Genomic DNA, 17,379 nt, shown 5'->3' with positions numbered 1-17,379 from the left:
CACCCGGTCAGCCCGCGACGAAGGTGTGGGCCGCCTTGTCGTGCCAGCACTGGCGCCAGGGCCGGTCGAACAGGCACCACAGCACGCCGACGATCCCGATGCCGAGCAGCCCGGGGATGCTGTAGACCAGCCAGCGGCGCAGGGCCGCGCCGAACGCCGGGGGCTCGTGCCCCTCGATGTCCCGGACCTCCAGCCCGCACAGCTTCTTGCCCAGCGTGCGGCCCCACTTGGCGGTCGGCAGCACCTCGTACAGCACGCCGAAGACCAGGAGCACGGCGAGGACGATGCCGAGCGCGGTGCCGGTCGTGCCGTCGAGCAGCCAGACGGTGACCGTACGGCCGGACAGCCTCGCCTCGTCGATCTTGCGCTGGATGTGGTCGGCCACCTGGGCGCCGAACGGGACCGCCGCGGCGGCGGTGACGGCGCCGACGACCAGATTGTCGATCAGGCGGGCGGCGAGGCGCTTGCCGAGGCCGGCCGGGCGGGCCGCGGCCTGACGGCGGGCCGCCGCCTGGAACAGGTCCTCCACGGGCGGCTTCCACGGCCCCACCGGCTGCTCGTCGCCGCCCCCGGCCAGCTGGTGCACCTGCTGCGCCCAGGAGGCCTGGCCGCCGCCGGGGCCCGAGGTCATGGGGGTGGCGGGGGCGGCGGCCTGCTGCGGAGCGCCCTGCTGGGGTACGCCTTGCTGGGGTACGCCCTGCTGCGGCACAGCCTGCTGCGGTACCGAGGGAGCCGCGGAAGCCTGCGGGGTGCGGGGGGCCTGGGACGCCTGTGCGGCCGCGGCGCGGGCGGCGGCCTTGCCGGCGCCGAAGCCGGGGCCCGCGGCCGGGGCGGACTGCGCCGGTGCGGACTGCGCCGGGGGTGCCCCGACCGGTCCCTGCACACCGGGTCCGGGGGCACCCGGAGCGCCGAGTCCGCTCGCGGCACCACCGGGACCACTCGCCCCGCCCGGTCCCGCCTGGGGCGCCCCGACGGGTCCCTGTGCTCCGAAGCCGGGGGTGCCGGACGTGCCCGGGGTGCCCGACGGCGCCGGGCCGGAGGCTCCGGGCTGCAGGCCCGGGCCCTGGCCCGGTACCGGACGGAACGTCATCGTGCCCTCGTCCTGGACCGCCGCCGGGCCGGGGACCGGACGGCGGAAGATGAACGTGCCGCCGGAGTCGGGGGCGTCGTCCTGCGCCGGCGGGATCGATGCCGTGCCGTCGGCGCGGCCGGCCGGCGCGGACGGACGGTCCGCGGGGATCCTCGGGTCGGTGCCCCAGGCGGGCATCCGCTCCTGCCCCGGGGAGCCCGGCTGCGGTTCCTCGTCGAAGAAGTGCGGGCCCGTCTCCTCGACGGACGGGGCCGCCGGGCGGGCGCCGGGCGGCGAGGCGAGCGATTCGCCGTCCTTCGGCGCCGGCCGGCTGGTGCCCGGCACCCAGGAGGCGCCGTTCCAGTACCGGACGTAGCCGGGGATGGACGGGTCCGGGTAGTAGCCCTCGCGGGGCCTGTCGTCACCGGGGGCCGGGGTTGGGGCGCTCATGTCCGCTCGTCCCGTATCTGCTCGGGGGTGGGATGGGGGCCTCCACATCTATCAGACCCGGGCATGCCACACCGCCAGTCCGGCCGGACCCACCCCTTTCCGGGCAACGGCGTGCACGGGTCCCACACCCGCGCCGAAAAATTTCCCGGAACCCGCGTAATGGCCGCGCCCCTGCCCCCTCTCCCCTGTGCACGGGCCGGTCGAAGCGGCCCCGGCAGAGAGGAAGCGCAGGTCATGCATCACAACGTGGTGGAGCGGGAGCTGGAGATGAAGCTCATCCTGTCCCCCGAGCGGAGCGTCCCGGTCCCGGCGCGGCTCACCTACCGCTGTGACGATCCCTACGCGATCCACATCGGTTTCCACATCAACTCCGAGCACCCCGTCAACTGGACGTTCGCCCGGGAGCTTCTGGTGGAGGGGGTGTTCCGGCCGTGCGGACAGGGCGACGTGCGGGTGTGGCCGACGAAGGCCGACGGGCGCAGCGTCGTGCTGATGGGGCTCAGTTCGCCGGACGGGGACGCCCTGCTGGAGGCGCCCGCCGCACAGGTGTCCGCCTGGCTGGAGCGGACCCTGCGGGCGGTGGCTCCGGGGACCGAGGGCGGGCAGCTGGGCATCGACGACGCGCTCGACCAGCTGCTCGCCCGGTGAGTGCCGTACGGGAGGGGCCGGCCGGCGGAAGGTCGTACGGGCGATGGTCCGGGAGGTGCTGCGGGAGGTGCTGCGGGAGCGGTCGATCAGAACAGCTTGCCGGGGTTGAGGATGCCGAGCGGGTCGAAGACCTGCTTGACCGCCCGCTGCATCTCCACGCCGACCGGGCCGATCTCCCGGGCCAGCCACTCCTTCTTCAGGACGCCCACGCCGTGCTCGCCGGTGATGGTGCCGCCGAGTTCCAGGCCGAGGGCCATGATCTCGTCGAAGGACTCGCGGGCCCGCCGGGACTCGTCGGCGTCCTGGGCGTCGAAGCAGACGGTGGGGTGCGTGTTGCCGTCCCCGGCGTGGGCGCAGACGCCGATGGTGAGCCCGTACTTGTCGGCGATCCGCTCGACGCCCTCCAGCATCGCGCCGAGCTTGGAGCGGGGCACGCACACGTCGTCGATCATCGTCGTGCCCTTGACCGCCTCCAGCGCGGTCAGCGAGAGCCGCCGGGCCTTGAGGAGGAGTTCGGACTCGGCGGCGTCCTCGGCCGGGACGACCTCGGTGGCGCCGGCGGCCTCGCACAGCGCCCCGACGGCGGCGAGGTCGGCGGTGGGGTCCGGGGTGTCGAAGGCGGCCAGCAGCAGCGCCTCGGTGGTCTCCGGGAGACCCATGTGAGCGAGGTCGTTGACCGCCTTGACGGTCGTACGGTCCATCAGTTCGAGGAGGGACGGGACGTGACCGCCCTCCATGATCCGGCACACGGCCTCGCAGGCGGCGGCCGTGGAGGCGAACTCGGCGGCCAGGACCAACTGCTGGGGCGGCTTGGGCCGAAGGCCCAGGACCGCGCGGACGACGATGCCGAGGGAGCCCTCGGAGCCGACGAAGAGGCGGGTGAGGTCGTAGCCGGCCACCCCCTTCGCGGTACGGCGCCCCGTGGACATCAGGCGGCCGTCGGCGAGGACGACCTCCAGGCCGAGCACGTACTCGGCGGTGACGCCGTACTTCACACAGCACAGGCCGCCGGACGCCGTGCCGATGTTCCCGCCGATGGTGCACATCTCCCAGCTGGAGGGGTCCGGCGGGTAGTACAGGCCGTGTTCCTCGACCGCGTGGGAGAGGGCGGCGTTGACCACGCCCGGTTCGACCACGGCGATCCGGTCGACGGGGCTGATCTCCAGGATGCGGTCCATCTTGGTGAGGGACAGCACGATGCAGCCGTCGGTGGCGTTGGCGCCGCCGGACAGGCCGGTGCGGGCGCCCTGCGGGACGACCGGGACGCGCAGTTCGGTGGCGGTGCGCATGACGTGCTGCACCTGCTCGACCGTGCGCGGCAGCACGACCACGGCCGGGGCGCCGGCCGGGCAGAAGCTCGCCATGTCGTTGGCGTAGGACGTGGTGACGTCGGGGTCGGTCAGGACGGCCTCGGCGGGCAGGCCGGCCAGGAGCCGGTCGGTGAGGTCACCGGTTGCGTCGTCGCGAGGGGCTTCGATACGGCTCATGATCACAGCGTCGCACTCGGGGCCATCGGTGTGAACCCCGTCCGTGCCTTCCTTGGGCCACCCGGGCACGCTCGCCGTATTGACGCACAGTGAGCGGCATGAAGATCCGACAGTACGGCCGCTCCGCCCCCGGTCCGTCCCCGGTGGCCGGGCAGCCCCCGCCGCGCCGCCGCCGGCGGTGGCCTCGGCGCGTGCTGGTGACCGCGCTGGCGGGCGGGACCGTGGCGGGCGCCGTGCTGATGCTGCGGCCGGAGCCGCCGCACCGCCGGGCGCTGCCGCCCGCGCCGGGCCCGCAGGCGCACGTACCGGCGCAGGCGCTGACGGCGGTCACCTCCGGACTGCCGGCCGCGCTGCCCGACCTGGCGGTGCTCATCGGGCAGCAGGAGAGCAGGGTGCGGGCGCGGCCGCAGGACGCGCAGGCATGGGCGGTGCTGGGGGCCGCGTACCTGGAACGGGGCCGGCAGAGCGCCGACACGGCGAACTACCCGAAGGCCGAACGGGCCCTGCGGACCGCGCTTCAGGTGCGGGGCGAGGGGCACCCGCAGAACGCGGTGGCGCTGGACGGGCTGGCCTCCCTGGCCAACGCGCGGCGGGACTTCCCGGAGGCGAAGCGGTACGGCGAGCAGGCGCTGAAGCTGGCGCCGAAGCAGTGGACGGCGTATCCGCCGCTGATCGATGCCTACACCGGGCTCGGCGACTACAAGGCGGCGCGCAGCACCCTGGACAAGCTGACGGCACTGCACGCCGGGGCGGCCGCGCGGCCCGCGGTGATGGCCGAGGCGTCGGCCGTGTACCGGGACCGGGGCTGGCGCGAGGACGCGACGGCCCAGCTCACGGACGCGGCGGCGGCCGCCCGCACACCCGCCGAGCAGGCCGCCCGTCTGACCGGGATCGGGCAGCTGTCCTGGGAGCGGGGCGACCGGGAGGACGCGCTCAGGCACTTCGAGGCGGCCCTCAGGCTCGTCCCCGGCGGGCGGGCGGCGCTGGCGGGCAGGGGCCGGGCGCTGGCGGCACTGGGCCGTGACGGCGAGGCCCTGGCCGCGTACCGGGCGGCCCTCGCCGGGCAGCCGGATCCGCGCGACGCGCTGGAGCTGGGAGAGCTGTACGAGTCGCTGGGGATGTTCCCGTCCGCGCAGGCGCAGTACGACCTGATGACGAGGCGTGCGGAGGAGGCGGCGGCCGGCGGGGTCGACGAGGAACTGCTGATCGGGCAGTTCGAGGCGGACCACGGGGATGCCCGGGAGGCCGTGGAGCGGTTGGAGGAGGAGTGGCTGCGCCAGCCCGGCATCGAGGTGGCCGACGCCCTCGGCTGGGCGCTGCACCGGGCCGGCGACGACACGCAGGCGCTGGAGTACGCCTCGAAGGCCACGGACAAGACGAAGGGCGGCGCGGTGCGCAGTGCGCCGTACGTATTCCACCTGGGCATGATCGAGCGGGAGCTGGGGGAGGACGGGCCGGCCAGGCGGCACCTGGAGGAGGCGCTGCGGATCAACCCGTACTTCTCGCCGCTCGGGGCTCCGGCCGCGCGGTCGGCGCTGCACGAGCTGGGCGAGGTACCCGACGAGCCCCTGCCCGCCGAACTGCCCTAGGACCGGTCGGCGAACCGCCCCCGGAAGCTGCCCGGCGTGCTGCCGCAGGACCTGCCCGGCGCGCAGCATCCAGGACCTGCCCGGCGCTCTGCCGCCTGCCCGGCGTGCTGCCGCAGGACCGCCGGGCCGCGGCGGGGGCCTGGCTGCGCCGGGGGCCCGTCAGGCGGCTCGTGCCGGACGGGCCCCCGGCCCTGGACGCGGACTGCCGTGCCGCGGCTACAGGTTGCCGCGCTTCTCCTGCTCGCGCTCGATCGCCTCGAACAGGGCCTTGAAGTTGCCCTTGCCGAAGCCCATCGAGCCGTGCCGCTCGATGATCTCGAAGAAGACGGTCGGGCGGTCCTGGACCGGCTTGGTGAAGATCTGCAGCAGGTAGCCGTCCTCGTCGCGGTCGGCGAGGATCTTCAGTTCGCGCAGGGTCTCGATCGGCACGCGGGTGTCCCCGACCCACTCGCCGAGGGTGTCGTAGTAGGAGTCCGGGGTGTTGAGGAACTGGACACCGGCGGCGCGCATGGTGCGGACCGTCTGCACGATGTCGTTGGTGTTCAGCGCGATGTGCTGGACGCCGGCCCCGCCGTAGAACTCCAGGTACTCGTCGATCTGGGACTTCTTCTTGGCGATCGCGGGCTCGTTGATCGGGAACTTGACCTTGAGCGTGCCGTCGGCGACGACCTTCGACATCAGCGCGCTGTACTCGGTCGCGATGTCGTCGCCCACGAACTCCTTCATGTTCGTGAAGCCCATGACCTTGTTGTAGAACGCCACCCACTCGTTCATCCGGCCGAGTTCGACGTTGCCGACGCAGTGGTCGATGGCCTGGAAGGTGCGCTGGGCGGGCGGCTCGACGATCGGGGAGGCGGTGACGAACCCGGGCAGGTACGGGCCGTCGTAGCCGGTGCGCTCGACGAGGGTGTGGCGGGTCTCGCCGTAGGTGGCGATCGCGGCGAGGACGACGGTGCCGTGCTCGTCCCTCACCTCGTACGGCTCGGTGACGGAGCGGGCGCCGTGCTCGATCGCGTAGTCGTAGGCGCGGCGTGCGTCCGGGACCTCGATGGCCAGGTCGATGACGCCGTCGCCGTGCTCGGCCACGTGCCTGTCGAGGAAGCGGCCCCAGTCGGTGCTCGCCTTGACGACCGACGTGAACACGAACCGGGCGGAACCGTTCTCCAGCACGTAGCTCGCGGTCTCGCGGCTGCCGTTCTCCGGTCCGGAGTAGGCGACCAGCCGCATGCCGAAGGCGGTGGAGTAGTAGTGCGCGGCCTGCTTGGCGTTGCCCACGGCGAAGACGACCGCGTCCATTCCCTTGACCGGGAAGGGGTCGGCCTGCCCGGCCGTCGTGGCGGGAGTGTGGTGTGTGGTCTGCGTCATAGCGGAAGGGTGGCCCCGGTCTGCAAGGTGCGCAATAGTTCGCGTAATCACTGAACAATCTGCTCAGTGATACGACGGTGACGGCGGGCTTTCTGTACAGGATGACCATCCGGGAGGCGGGCGTGGCGATCGATCGACTGGACGGGCGCATCATCGTGCTGCTGGCGCGTGAGCCCCGTATCGGCGTGCTGGAGATGTCGCGGCGGCTCGGGGTCGCCCGGGGGACGGTCCAGGCGCGGCTGGACCGGCTTCAGTCGAATGGGGTCATCCGGGGATTCGGGCCCCAGGTGGACCCGGCGGCCCTCGGCTACCCGGTCACCGCGTTCGCGACGCTGCAGATCCGGCAGGGTCAAGGCCCCGATGTCCGGGCGCACTTGGCGACCGTGCCGGAGATGCTGGAGCTGCTGACCACCACGGGCAGCGGGGACATGCTGTGCCGGCTGGTGGCCCGCTCCAACGCGGATCTCCAGCGGGTGATCGACCGGGTCGTCGGCTTCGACGGCATCGTCCGGGCCTCCACGGCGATCGTCATGGAGAACCCCGTTCCGCTGCGGGTCATCCCGCTGGTGGAACAGGCCGCCGCGGATGCCGGCGAAGGAACCTGACCGACCCGGGGGACGCGCGCGTGCCCTTCCGGGAGTACCCGGGAGCACCTGGGAGTACCTGGGAGTACCTCTGCAGCCGGTGGTCGGCTAGCAGCTCGGGACCGGGCCCTTGCCCTTCTCCAGGGCCGTCAGGGCGTTCACCGCGCCCTTCAGCGTGGTCACAGGGACCAGTCGCAGGCCCTTGGGCAGCTCGGTCTTCGCGTCGGCGCACTCGTCCTTCGGCACCAGGAAGACGGTGGCCCCGTCGCGCTTCGCGGCCTGCGTCTTCAGGGCCACGCCGCCGACCGCGCCGACCTTCCCGGCGGCGTCGATCGTGCCCGTACCGGCGATGGTGCGCCCGCCGGTGAGGTCGCCGCCGCTGCCGTCGCCGTCCAGCTTGTCGATGATCCCCAGGGTGAACAGGAGCCCCGCGCTGGGCCCGCCGACATCGGCGAGCTTCAGGTCGGCCTTCACCTTGTCCGGGCTCAGGCCCAGGTACTTCAGCGCCGCCTCGGTCGCCGCGTCCTGGGACTGCTGCATCTGCTCCGTGTTGTGCTTCTCGATCTCCTTGATGCTGTTGCCGCTCGGGTAGACCGCGTCGCGGGGCATCACGGCCCGGTCGGTGCGGAACCAGTTGTCGACCACGTCCCGGAGGGAGACCCGGGCGTCCGGGCCGGTCGCCTCGATGGTCGTCATCCGCAACTGCCCGCCCGTCCTGCGGGTGGGCGCGCCGGAGACCGTGATCACCGGGGTGCCCTGGTTCTCGCCGAGCACGTTCGCCGTCATCCCCGGCTGTGCCACCGAGAACGGCAGCGGTGCGAACGCGGCCGTGGCGAGCAGGGCCACGACGGGCAGGGCACAGACGGCGACGGCCTGGGGACGCGTGAGACGTGAGAGCACGGAGTCAATCTAACGCGACGGCCCGTTCCGGCCACCGGCCCCTCACCCGGCGTACAGGTCCCGTCGCGCCCGGGTGAAACGCCGCAGCGCTTCCGGCAGCGGCTCGGTGCCGATGCCGGGCGTGGCCGGGACCGGGAGGTGGCCATCCTGAAGGACGAAGGGCTCGGTGATGTCCTCGGCGAAGTAACGCGAGGAGGCCGAGGTGTCCCCCGGGAGGGTGCAGCCGGGCAGGGCGGCCAGGGCCAGATTGGGGGCGCGGCCGATGCCCGTCTCCAGCATGCCGCCGCACCACACCGGGACCCCGTGCGCACGGGCCACGTCGTGGACGCGGCGGGCCTCCAGGTAGCCGCCGACCCGGGCGGGCTTGACGTTCACCACCCGGCAGGCGTCCATGGCGATCGCGGACGCGGTGTCGCGCGCGTGGTGCAGGGACTCGTCCAGGCAGACGGGGGTCGTCAGGCGCCGCTGGAGCTGTGCGTGGGCGTGGAGGTTGTTCTCCTCCAGCGGTTCCTCGATCAGCAGCAGCCCGAACTCGTCCAGCCGCGCGAGGTGCCGGGCGTCGGCGAGCGTGTAGGCGGTGTTGGCGTCGACCTGGAGGGGCAGATCGGCGCCGAAGCGCTCGCGGACCGCCCGGACCGGCTCGACGTCCCAGCCGGGCTCGATCTTCAGCTTGATGCGGACGTACCCCTCGGCGAGGTAGCGCTCCACGTCGTCCAGCAGTTCGGGCACGGAGTTCTTGATGCCGACGGAGACCCCGGCGGGCACCCGGTCCCGTACGGCGCCCAGATAGGTCGCGAGCGGCATGCCGTGGGAGCGCAGCTCCGCGTCCAGGACCGCCGTCTCCAGGGCCGCCTTGGCCAGCTCGTGCCCCTTGATCTTCGCCGTCGCGGGGGCCAGCGCCGCCGTGGTCAGGTGCGGGAGGGCAGCCACCCGGGGCAGCAGGAAGTCGCGCAGCACGATCTCGGCGCCGGCCACGAACTCCGGGCAGTACAGCGGCTCGGGGTCGGCGGCGAACTCCGACCAGCCCTCGGCCACGTCCGTGACGACGTGCACCAGGAAGGTGTCCTTCGTCGTCATCGTGCCGAAGGACGTACGGAACGGGGTGACCAGCGGGATCGCCACGTGCACGATCTCGACGCGCTCCAGCTTCACGCGCTCGTCTCCGTCCGGGTGAGCGTGTACCAGCCGTCACGGGACATGCCCGTGGCCCGGAAGCCCTCCGCGAAGGCCTCCGAGAAGACCTCGCGCACGGCGTGGCGCCAGCGCAGCGCGAGGCCGGGGTCGGCGGCGCGCAGCTCCACGATGTCGTCGGGGACGCGGCAGAAGACCTGCCGTTCGGCGAGATCGCGGCGGGCCAGGAAGCCGCCGTCGGGGGCGGTGTGGGTCGCGGGCGCCAGGTCCCGGTCCTGCGTGCCCCAGGAGGCGGAGGGTGCGGTGCCGGACGCGGTGGAGGGTACGGTGCCGGACGCGATGGCGGGTGCCGTCCCCTGCGAGGCCGCGGGCGCCGTGAGGTCCCAGGTCACCGTCAGCCGGTCGCTCTCGTCGCCGTCGTTCACGCCGTCGGCCATGGGGCCGTAGAAGTCGATGAGGTACTCCGTGCCGACGGCGCCCAGCTTGGCCAGGTTGAAGCGGGCGTTGCGGCCCACCAGCGGATCGAAGGTCCAGCGCATGCTGCGCGCGCCGCGACCGAGGGCCCACGCGCGCTGGGCCTGCTTCACCGCGTGCCCGATGCCCCGGTCGGCGGCGGCCACCAGGGAGTACGTGCTGTGCCCGGGCCCGAGCACGGCGACCGACGCCCCGGCGAGGCGCTGCCCGTCGTAGGCGGCGTGCACGGCGCCGCCCGCGTGCACCAGGCTGTGCAGCACCTCGGCCGGATAGGGCGGGGCGGTGCGCGGGGTCTGCCACACGTCGGAGAAGTGGTCGGCCACGGCCGCGAGCCCGGCCACGTCGTGGACAGTGCAGACGTCGACTCCCGCTGTCATGACTCCCGCCCTCATAACACCTGCCGTCGTGACACCTGCCGTCGGGACACCTGCTGTCGGGACACCTGCTGTCGTGACTCCTGCTGTCATGCAGACGAGTCTCGGAGGCCGCCAGGGGGTGTGGGTTGTGCAGGCGGCCAAGGAGTGCGTACGTTCGTTGCACCATCAGCCAAGCCGTCCCTGTCGAGGACTCCCATGGACGCGTGCACTCTCGGCGATCTCCTGGACGTCGTCGGCAGCCCCGCGCTGCGCCTGCACACCGCCCCCGCCGGGCCCGGCGTACCGGTCACCGAGGCGGTGCTCCACGACGGCCGCACCCCGCTGCCCCGGACGCCGGGCGGGCTGCTGCTGGCGGTCGGGGTGCCGGCCGCCGAGGCGGGACCGCTGCTGCGGGCGGCGGCGCAGGCCGGGCTGGCCGGTGTCGTGGTGCGGGGCGCGGACGGGCCCGTCGAGGAGGCGGATGCGTACGGCGTGGCGCTGCTGTCGGTCGCCGAGGACGCGGCCTGGCACCAGGTGCACCTGCTGCTGGCCTCGGCCATCGGGGCGCGGCCCGCCGCCGCCTCCGACACCGGCCTGGGCGATCTGTTCGCGCTGGCCGACGCGATTGCGGCGGGGACCGGCGGGGCGACCGCCATCGAGGACCCGCGGCAGCGGATCCTCGCCTACTCGACCGTCCCCGGGCAGCCGGTGGACGAGGACCGGCGCCAGGGCATCCTCGGCCTGCAGGTGCCGGCCAGCCCGGAGAACACCGAGCAGTACCGGCGGCTGTTCGCGGCCGACCGGCCGGTGCGGCTGCCCGCGCTGACCGGCTCGGGCCTGCCCCGCCTGGCGATGCCGGTGCGGGCCGGCGGGGAGACGCTCGGTTCCGTCTGGGTGGTCGACGACGGCTCGCTCGCCCCGGACGCCGAGGACACCCTCGCCCAGGGCGCCTCCACGGCCGCCCTGCTCCTGCTGCGCGCCCGCGCGGCCCGCGAACTGGCCCGGCACCGCGGCACCGATCTGCTGCGCCGCCTGCTGGACGGCACGGCGGACGCGGCGACGGCCGCCGAGCGCCTCGGGGTCGCGGGCCCGGCCAGGGTGGCCGCCTTCGTCCTGGACTCCGCCGCGAGCGTCCCGGACACCGAGCGCACCGCGCTGCGCCTGCTGGACGTCGTCCGCCTGCAGTGCGAGGCGCGGTACGGGCGGCACGCGTGCGTGCTGGTGGACGGCGTGGTGTACGCGGTGCTGCCGGGCGACGGAGAGCGGCACCGGGGGCTCGCCGAGGACATCGTCGCGCGGGCCGGGCAGGCGCTGCGGGTGCCGGTGCGGGCGGCGCTCGGTGAGGTGGCGCCGGGCGCGGGCGGCCTCGCGGACTCCCGTGCGGACGCGGATCTGGTGCTGCGGGTCCTGGACGCCGCTCTGCCCCTCGCCACGGTGGACGAGGTGCGCCCGCGCGTGACGCTGCTGCGGCTGTCCGAGGTGATGCGGGAGCGGCGGGAGCTGAACGCCGGCGCCTGGCACAGGGTCCTCGCGTACGACGCCGCGAACGGTACGGAGTACGCCCGCACGCTCGTGTGCTGGTTCGACGCGGGCTGCGACATGGCGGGCGCGGCCAGGTCGCTCGCCGTGCACCCCAACACCTGCCGCTACCGCCTCAAGCAGCTGCAGCAGCACGCCGGGGTCGACCTGGACGACCCCGACGAACGGCTGGTGCTGTGGCTTCAGCTGAGAACGCTCGCCGGGCTCGGGCCGGCCACCACCCCCGCCTGAACCGGGCCGAGCACGCTCACCGGGCTCGGCCCAGCCACCGCCCGAGCCGCTCCTCGCACCGCTCCAGGTGCTCGACGGGGACGTACTCCCCCGCCGTGTGGGCGAGCGACGGATCGCCGGGTCCGTAGTTGAGCGCGGGTACGCCGAGCGCCGCGAACCGGGCCACGTCCGTCCAGCCGAACTTGGGCCGGGGCTCGGCCCCCAGCGCGCGTACCAGCCCGCCGACCCGGTCGAGATGAGGCGGCGCACCCGCGACGACCTCGGTGACGCGGACCTCGTACTCCGGGAAGAGCCCGCGCACGTACGCCTCCGCCTCCTCGGCGGAACGACTGGGCGCGAAACGGCAGTTGACCGTGACGACGCACTCGTCGGGCACGACGTTCCCGGCGACCCCGGCCCGCACGGCGACCGCGCTCAGCCCCTCCCGGTACTCCAGCCCGTCCACGACGATCCGCTCGGGCGTGTGCTCGTCGAGCCGCTGGAGCACCCGGGCGGCCTTGTGCGCGGCGTTGACGCCCTGCCAGGCGCGGGCGGTGTGCGCGCGGGCCCCCTCGACGACGACGTCGGCGGTGAGGATGCCCTGGCAGCCGGCCTCGACACCGGCGCCGGAGGGCTCCATCAGGATCGCCAGACCTGCCTCTTCGAGCAGCCCCGGCCGCGCGGCCGCGATCCGGGCCAGCCCGTTCCGGTCGCCTTCGACCTCCTCGCACTCGTAGAAGACATAGGTGAGGTCGCGGACGGGCTCGGGCACGGTGGCCGCGAGCCTGAGGCCCACCGCCACCCCGCCCTTCATGTCACAGGCGCCGAGCCCGTGGACCCGGCCGTCGGCGAGCCGGGAGGGCAGGTTCCCGGCGGCCGGAACGGTGTCCAGATGACCGGCCAGCAGCGCGCGTTCAGGGCGGCCGAGGGCGGTACGGGCGACGACGGAGTTGCCGATGCGCTCGACGGCCAGGTGGGGCAGCCCGCGCAGGGCCGCCTCGACGGCGTCCGCGATCCGCCGCTCCGCTCCGCTCTCGGAGGGGAGGTCGACGAGGGCGCGGGTGAGGGCGACGACGTCGGAGGTGAGATCGAGGGCGGTCACGCGGGGTCCTTGTGCGGTGCGTCGCGCTTGTTCTCCGGCCTCCGGCCGGCTGTCCACTCTCTCCACCGTGCCGCTCCTCCGCATCGGGCTTGTACGGCCTTCGATGATGCGGAGGGGAATCCGGCACGGGGTGGGGGGAACGGCCAAAGGCCGGAGGCACTCATTGGCGAGACGGCCAAGGACGTGTTTGCGACGGCACCTTGGTGGCGGGGGGAGCGAGAACACCACAAGGCACAAAGCACAAAGCGCAAAGCAAAGGCCACAGGCCACAAGGCACCCGCAAACGCACCCGCACCCGCGCTGGGCAAACGGCGCCCCTCGCCCCTAACAGAACGCCCCTGACACAACGCCCCTAACGCAACGCCTCCGCGACCTCCCTCGCGGCATCCACCACCCGTGGCCCCACCCTCTCCGGCACGGAGTCCGCAAGCATGACCACCCCCACGCTGCCCTCGACCCCGGTGACCCCGACGAGCGGCGCCGCCGCCCCGCTCGCCCCGGCCTCCAGCTCTCCGTGCGTGAGCGTGTAGCCGGGATCGGTCGACGGCGACAGCCGCGCGGCGAGGATCGCCCTGCCCGCCGCGCCCCGGTCCAGCGGGTGCCGGAAACCGGCCCGGTAGGCGACGTGATAGTCCGTCCACGTCGGTTCGACCACGGCGACGGCCAGTGCCTCGGTCCCGTCCACCAGCGTCAGATGCGCCGTCGCCCCTATGTCCTCGGCCAGCGAACGCAGCGCGGGCAGTGCGGCCTCGCGCACCAGCGGGTGCACCTGGCGGCCGAGGCGCAGCACCCCGAGCCCGACCCTGGCTCGTCCGCCCAGGTCACGCCGTACGAGCGCGTGCTGCTCCAGCGTGGCGAGCAACCGGTACACCACAGTCCGGTTCACGCCCAGTTTGTTGGAAAGCTCGGTGACGGTCAGCCCGTGGTCCGTGTCGGCCAGCAGCTTGAGGACGCGCAGTCCCCGGTCGAGCGTCTGAGAGGTCTCCGCGGTCACGACGCCCACTCCTTTGGTGGTGAGGTCGGCGTCCCCTGAGCGGCAGATGCGTCACCGAGTCCCGTCGGCGACGCGCTTCAGAGGCCGCCGATCGGCAGGACGGCCCGGCGGCTCCGGGCCTTGTCGCTTCACGGCTGCGCTCCGCGGCGGCGCTGCCACGGGGCGTGTGCGTAGCGGGACAGTAGCGAAGGCGGTTCGCTGAGCGGAAGTCTTCGTCCAGAATCCGGGCAAGGCCAGATCCGGCCTGCCTGCATTCGTCCGATTAAACACGCCCCCAAGAACATGAAGCCCCAGGATCATGGGGGGGTCTGGAGCAAAGCCAGACATGACGGAATCCGACCCGCAGGACACCCCACCAGGACCGAAACGGAAGACGCCCCACCGAGGCCGGACCGCAGGACACCCCACTCGGGTCCGCGGTGGAAGACCCCCCACCGAGGTCCAAGGCAAAGCCCCGCAGCGGGGTCCAAGGCGAAGCCCCATGACGGGGACCGAGACGAAGCCCCATGACGGGTCCGAGGCGAAGCCCCGCAGCGGGATCCGAGGCGAAAGGCCCCGTGCGTGACGGGGTCCGGGGCGGAGCCCCGTGGCGGTGGACTCGTGTCCGACCGAGACGGGTGGGCGGGTGGGAAAGAAAAGAAGGGCCAACCCCAGCGAAGCGTCACCGCATCCGCGTAGCCCACTCCTGCACCTTGGCGATCCGCTGCCGCAACTGCCCCGCCGTCGCCTCGGCACTCGCCGGCCCCCCGCACACCCGCCGCAGCTCGGTGTGGATCACCCCGTGCGGCTTGCCGCTCTGGTGGACGTACGCGCCGACCATGGTGTTGAGCTGCTTGCGCAGCTCCATCATCTCCTTGTGGCTGACCACCGGCCGCCGCTCGGCGGGCAGCTCCAGCAGGTCGGCCTCGGTGTCCGGCTTCTTGCGGCTGTGCGCGATCTGCCGGGCCTGCCGCTTCTGCAGCAGCATCTGCACCTGGTCCGGCTCCAGCAGCCCCGGAATCCCGAGGTAGTCCTGCTCCTCCTCGCTCCCGGGGTGGGCCTGCATGCCGAACTCGGCGCCGTCGTAGAGGACCCGGTCGAAGACGGCGTCGGACTCCAGCGCCTCGAAGGGCAGCATGTCCTGTTCGCCGGTGTCCTCGTCCTGCTGCTTGTTCGCCTCGTCCATCTCCTTCTCGGATTCGGCGTACGGGTCGTCCTCTCCCTCCTTCTTCGGCTTGTCGAGGGCGTGGTCCCGTTCCTTCTCCATCTCGTTGGCGAAGGTCAGCAGGTCGGGCACGGTCGGCAGGAAGACGGACGCGGTCTCGCCGCGCCGCCGCGACCGTACGAATCGCCCGACGGCCTGCGCGAAGAACAGCGGGGTGGAGATGGTGGTGGCGTACACCCCGACCGCGAGCCGGGGCACGTCGACGCCCTCGGACACCATCCGCACCGCGACCATCCAGCGGTCCTCGCTCGCGCTGAACTCGTCGATCCTCTTCGAGGCGCCGGCGTCGTCGGAGAGGACGAGGGTGGCCCTGGTGCCGGTGATCTCGCGGATGAGCTTGGCGTAGGCGCGGGCGGAGTCCTGGTCGGAGGCGATGACGAGCGCTCCCGCGTCCGGGATGCCCTTCCTGACCTCGGTCAGCCGCTGGTCGGCGGCGCGCAGCACGCTCGGCATCCACTCGCCGCGCGGGTCGAGGGCGGTGCGCCAGGCCTGGCTGACCGCGTCCTTGGTCATCGGTTCGCCGAGCCGGGCGGCGATCTCGTCGCCCGCCTTGGTGCGCCAGCGCATGTTGCCGCTGTAGCTGAGGAAGATCACCGGCCGGACGACATGGTCGGCGAGCGCGTTGCCGTACCCGTACGTGTAGTCGGCGGAGGACCGCCGGATCCCGTCCGTCCCCTCCTCGTACGTGACGAAGGGGATGGGGTTGGTGTCGGACCGGAACGGCGTACCGGTCAGCGCGAGCCGCCGGGTCGCGGGCTCGAACGCCTCCAGGCACGCCTCGCCCCAGGACTTGGAGTCACCGGCGTGGTGGATCTCGTCGAGGATGACGAGGGTCTTGCGCTGCTCGACGCGGTTGCGGTGCAGCATCGGGCGCACGCCGACACCGGCGTAGGTGACCGCGACCCCGTCGTAGTCCTTGCCGAGCGGACCGGCGCTGTACTCGGGGTCGAGCTTGATCCCCACCCGGGCCGCGGCCTCCGCCCACTGCTTCTTCAGGTGCTCGGTCGGCGCGACCACGGTGACCTGCTGCACGACGTGGTGGTGCAGCAGCCAGGAGGCGAGGGTCAGCGCGAAGGTCGTCTTGCCGGCGCCGGGCGTGGCGACGGCGAGGAAGTCGCGCGGCTGCTCCTGGATGTACCTCTCCATCGCCCCCTGCTGCCAGGCACGAAGCTTGCTGGCGGTGCCCCAGGGCGCGCGGCCCGGGAAGGCGGGGGAAAGGTGGTGGGAGGAGGAAGCGGCGGTGGTAGTCACGGTCTCCGTGGTCAAGGGGTCGGTTCCAGGGGGGCCGCGCGGTGCCCGTCGGTCGGGGTGGTGCTGGGTGACGGGCGGGCGGCTCGGCTACGTATGACAACCGGGCCACCCTACCGGCGCCCCACCCCCGTCAACGCCCGGACGAGGCCGGGTCCCCCGCGGGTGGGACCCACGTCACAACTGCCGCTGCCGCCCCACGACGACCGGAACGCCGGCCGGCTCCCCGGAGGCCACATCGATGACCAGGTCGTATGCGGCGTACCGGTCGACGGCGGCGGTATCGGCCCCGGGAGAGCGCGCAGGACGGACACGTCCGGAACCGAGCGGAGGGACCCATCACCCCCGAGCCGACCGCTCCCGGACGCGTCCGGTCACCCACGCCCCCGCCAGCGCGACCCCGGCCATGGGCAGGAACACGGCCGCGAAGGCCGCGGGACGGGTGCCGTCGGCGCCCGCCGCCGATGTCGCCGTCGTGCTGCCGCCGCCCAGGGCGGCGAAGGCCGCGCCCGTCACGGCGAGCAGGACGACATTGGAGAGGGCGTCGGAGATCTGCAGCACGGAGGGAGACGGCGAGGGCGAGCCGGATGCGGCGCCGGTCGAAGGAGACGGATCCTGTGCTGCCCGCCACGGGCCCTGCCGTCCGCTGCCGTATCCGGGGCAGTGCGAGCGCGAGCGGGAGGACGACGAGGACGGGGATGCCGAGAAAGACCCACCGCCGGCCGAGGTGCTCCGTCACGGCTCCCGAGGCGAGTGGGCCGACGCGGACGGTCCGACCCATCCGGCGGCGAAGGCCGCCATGATCGCGGGCCGCAGCCGCTCGGGGTAGGCGCGCCCGACGACGACGTACAGCGCGACGATGACCAGCCCGCCACCGAAGCCCTGCACGGCTCGGCCCAGGATGAACACTCCCATCAGCTGCGCGGTCCCGGCCACCACCAGCCCCGCCGCTGTCGGTGGCCCCACCGCCCCTGCGACCTTGGTCGTACGCCCCGCCTTTCGTGAACGGCGTATGGCAGTCCCGTTGCA

Annotated in this window: 13 protein-coding genes and 1 pseudogene; 4 read left to right on the top strand and 10 right to left on the bottom strand. The window is 73.3% G+C overall.

Going from position 1 to position 17,379, the window contains the following annotated elements; genetic code table 11:
* Positions 1-7 precede the first annotated feature (7 nt).
* Positions 8-1,519: an RDD family protein gene (locus ACFZCP_RS25415; protein WP_391430244.1), complete on the bottom strand. Its 1,512-nt coding sequence runs from the start codon at positions 1,517-1,519 to the stop codon at positions 8-10.
* A 234-nt stretch (positions 1,520-1,753) separates the two neighbouring features.
* On the opposite strand from ACFZCP_RS25415, the gene ACFZCP_RS25410 reads away from it, so the two are divergent.
* Complete coding sequence (locus ACFZCP_RS25410; protein ID WP_391430241.1) at positions 1,754-2,167, top strand: SsgA family sporulation/cell division regulator; 414 nt, start codon at positions 1,754-1,756, stop codon at positions 2,165-2,167.
* Positions 2,168-2,253: 86 nt separating this feature from the next.
* On the opposite strand, the gene ACFZCP_RS25405 is transcribed toward ACFZCP_RS25410, so the two are convergent.
* Positions 2,254-3,660: an FAD-linked oxidase C-terminal domain-containing protein gene (locus ACFZCP_RS25405; RefSeq protein ID WP_391430238.1), complete on the bottom strand. Its 1,407-nt coding sequence runs from the start codon at positions 3,658-3,660 to the stop codon at positions 2,254-2,256.
* Positions 3,661-3,752: 92 nt separating this feature from the next.
* Here ACFZCP_RS25405 and ACFZCP_RS25400 point away from each other — a divergent pair, with 92 nt between their 5' ends.
* Positions 3,753-5,243, top strand: a complete 1,491-nt coding sequence (locus ACFZCP_RS25400) for a tetratricopeptide repeat protein (protein ID WP_391430235.1) — start codon at positions 3,753-3,755, stop codon at positions 5,241-5,243.
* A gap of 216 nt (positions 5,244-5,459) precedes the next feature.
* Here the strand turns inward: ACFZCP_RS25400 and hppD are convergent, their stop codons facing one another.
* The gene (gene hppD, locus ACFZCP_RS25395) at positions 5,460-6,608 is read right to left on the bottom strand and encodes a 4-hydroxyphenylpyruvate dioxygenase (protein ID WP_391430232.1); all 1,149 of its coding nucleotides are present in this window, start codon (positions 6,606-6,608) and stop codon (positions 5,460-5,462) included.
* Positions 6,609-6,730: 122 nt separating this feature from the next.
* Here hppD and ACFZCP_RS25390 point away from each other — a divergent pair, with 122 nt between their 5' ends.
* Positions 6,731-7,213: an Lrp/AsnC ligand binding domain-containing protein gene (locus ACFZCP_RS25390; protein WP_391430229.1), complete on the top strand. Its 483-nt coding sequence runs from the start codon at positions 6,731-6,733 to the stop codon at positions 7,211-7,213.
* An 87-nt stretch (positions 7,214-7,300) separates the two neighbouring features.
* Here ACFZCP_RS25390 and ACFZCP_RS25385 read toward each other — a convergent pair whose 3' ends face one another.
* From ACFZCP_RS25385 to ACFZCP_RS25375, 3 genes are read right to left on the bottom strand one after another with little or no spacing between them, the layout of a single operon-like run.
* Entirely contained in the window at positions 7,301-8,092 is a 792-nt protein-coding gene (locus ACFZCP_RS25385) for a S16 family serine protease (protein WP_391430226.1), read from the bottom strand.
* 42 nt (positions 8,093-8,134) lie between these two features.
* Positions 8,135-9,244, bottom strand: a complete 1,110-nt coding sequence (menC, locus tag ACFZCP_RS25380) for an o-succinylbenzoate synthase (RefSeq protein WP_391430223.1) — start codon at positions 9,242-9,244, stop codon at positions 8,135-8,137.
* The gene (locus ACFZCP_RS25375; RefSeq protein ID WP_391430221.1) at positions 9,241-10,074 is read right to left on the bottom strand and encodes a chorismate synthase; all 834 of its coding nucleotides are present in this window, start codon (positions 10,072-10,074) and stop codon (positions 9,241-9,243) included. The genes menC and ACFZCP_RS25375 overlap by 4 nt, the downstream gene beginning before the upstream one ends.
* 195 nt (positions 10,075-10,269) lie before the next feature.
* Between ACFZCP_RS25375 and ACFZCP_RS25370 the strand changes: the two genes are divergently transcribed.
* On the top strand, positions 10,270-11,823 hold the full coding sequence (locus ACFZCP_RS25370) for a helix-turn-helix domain-containing protein (protein ID WP_391430219.1): 1,554 nt from the start codon (positions 10,270-10,272) through the stop codon (positions 11,821-11,823).
* A 16-nt stretch (positions 11,824-11,839) separates the two neighbouring features.
* Here the strand turns inward: ACFZCP_RS25370 and dapE are convergent, their stop codons facing one another.
* The 4 genes and pseudogenes from dapE to ACFZCP_RS25350 form a co-directional block, all read right to left on the bottom strand.
* On the bottom strand, positions 11,840-12,904 hold the full coding sequence (gene dapE, locus ACFZCP_RS25365) for a succinyl-diaminopimelate desuccinylase (RefSeq protein ID WP_391430217.1): 1,065 nt from the start codon (positions 12,902-12,904) through the stop codon (positions 11,840-11,842).
* 352 nt (positions 12,905-13,256) lie between these two features.
* Positions 13,257-13,898, bottom strand: coding sequence for a helix-turn-helix domain-containing protein (locus tag ACFZCP_RS25360; RefSeq protein ID WP_362693249.1), 642 nt, complete (start codon positions 13,896-13,898; stop codon positions 13,257-13,259).
* Positions 13,899-14,559: 661 nt separating this feature from the next.
* Positions 14,560-16,353 carry a DEAD/DEAH box helicase family protein gene (locus ACFZCP_RS25355; protein WP_391430215.1) on the bottom strand — a complete coding sequence of 598 codons (1,794 nt, stop codon included), beginning with the start codon at positions 16,351-16,353 and terminating at the stop codon, positions 14,560-14,562.
* A 336-nt stretch (positions 16,354-16,689) separates the two neighbouring features.
* Positions 16,690-17,346: pseudogene (locus tag ACFZCP_RS25350) on the bottom strand (MFS transporter); the annotation flags it as partial.
* Positions 17,347-17,379 lie beyond the last annotated feature (33 nt).

The sequence above is a fragment of the Streptomyces sp. NPDC007971 genome (assembly GCF_042958635.1).
Lineage (GTDB): Bacteria > Actinomycetota > Actinomycetes > Streptomycetales > Streptomycetaceae > Streptomyces.
This window is presented reverse-complemented; position numbering and strand designations above follow the sequence as displayed.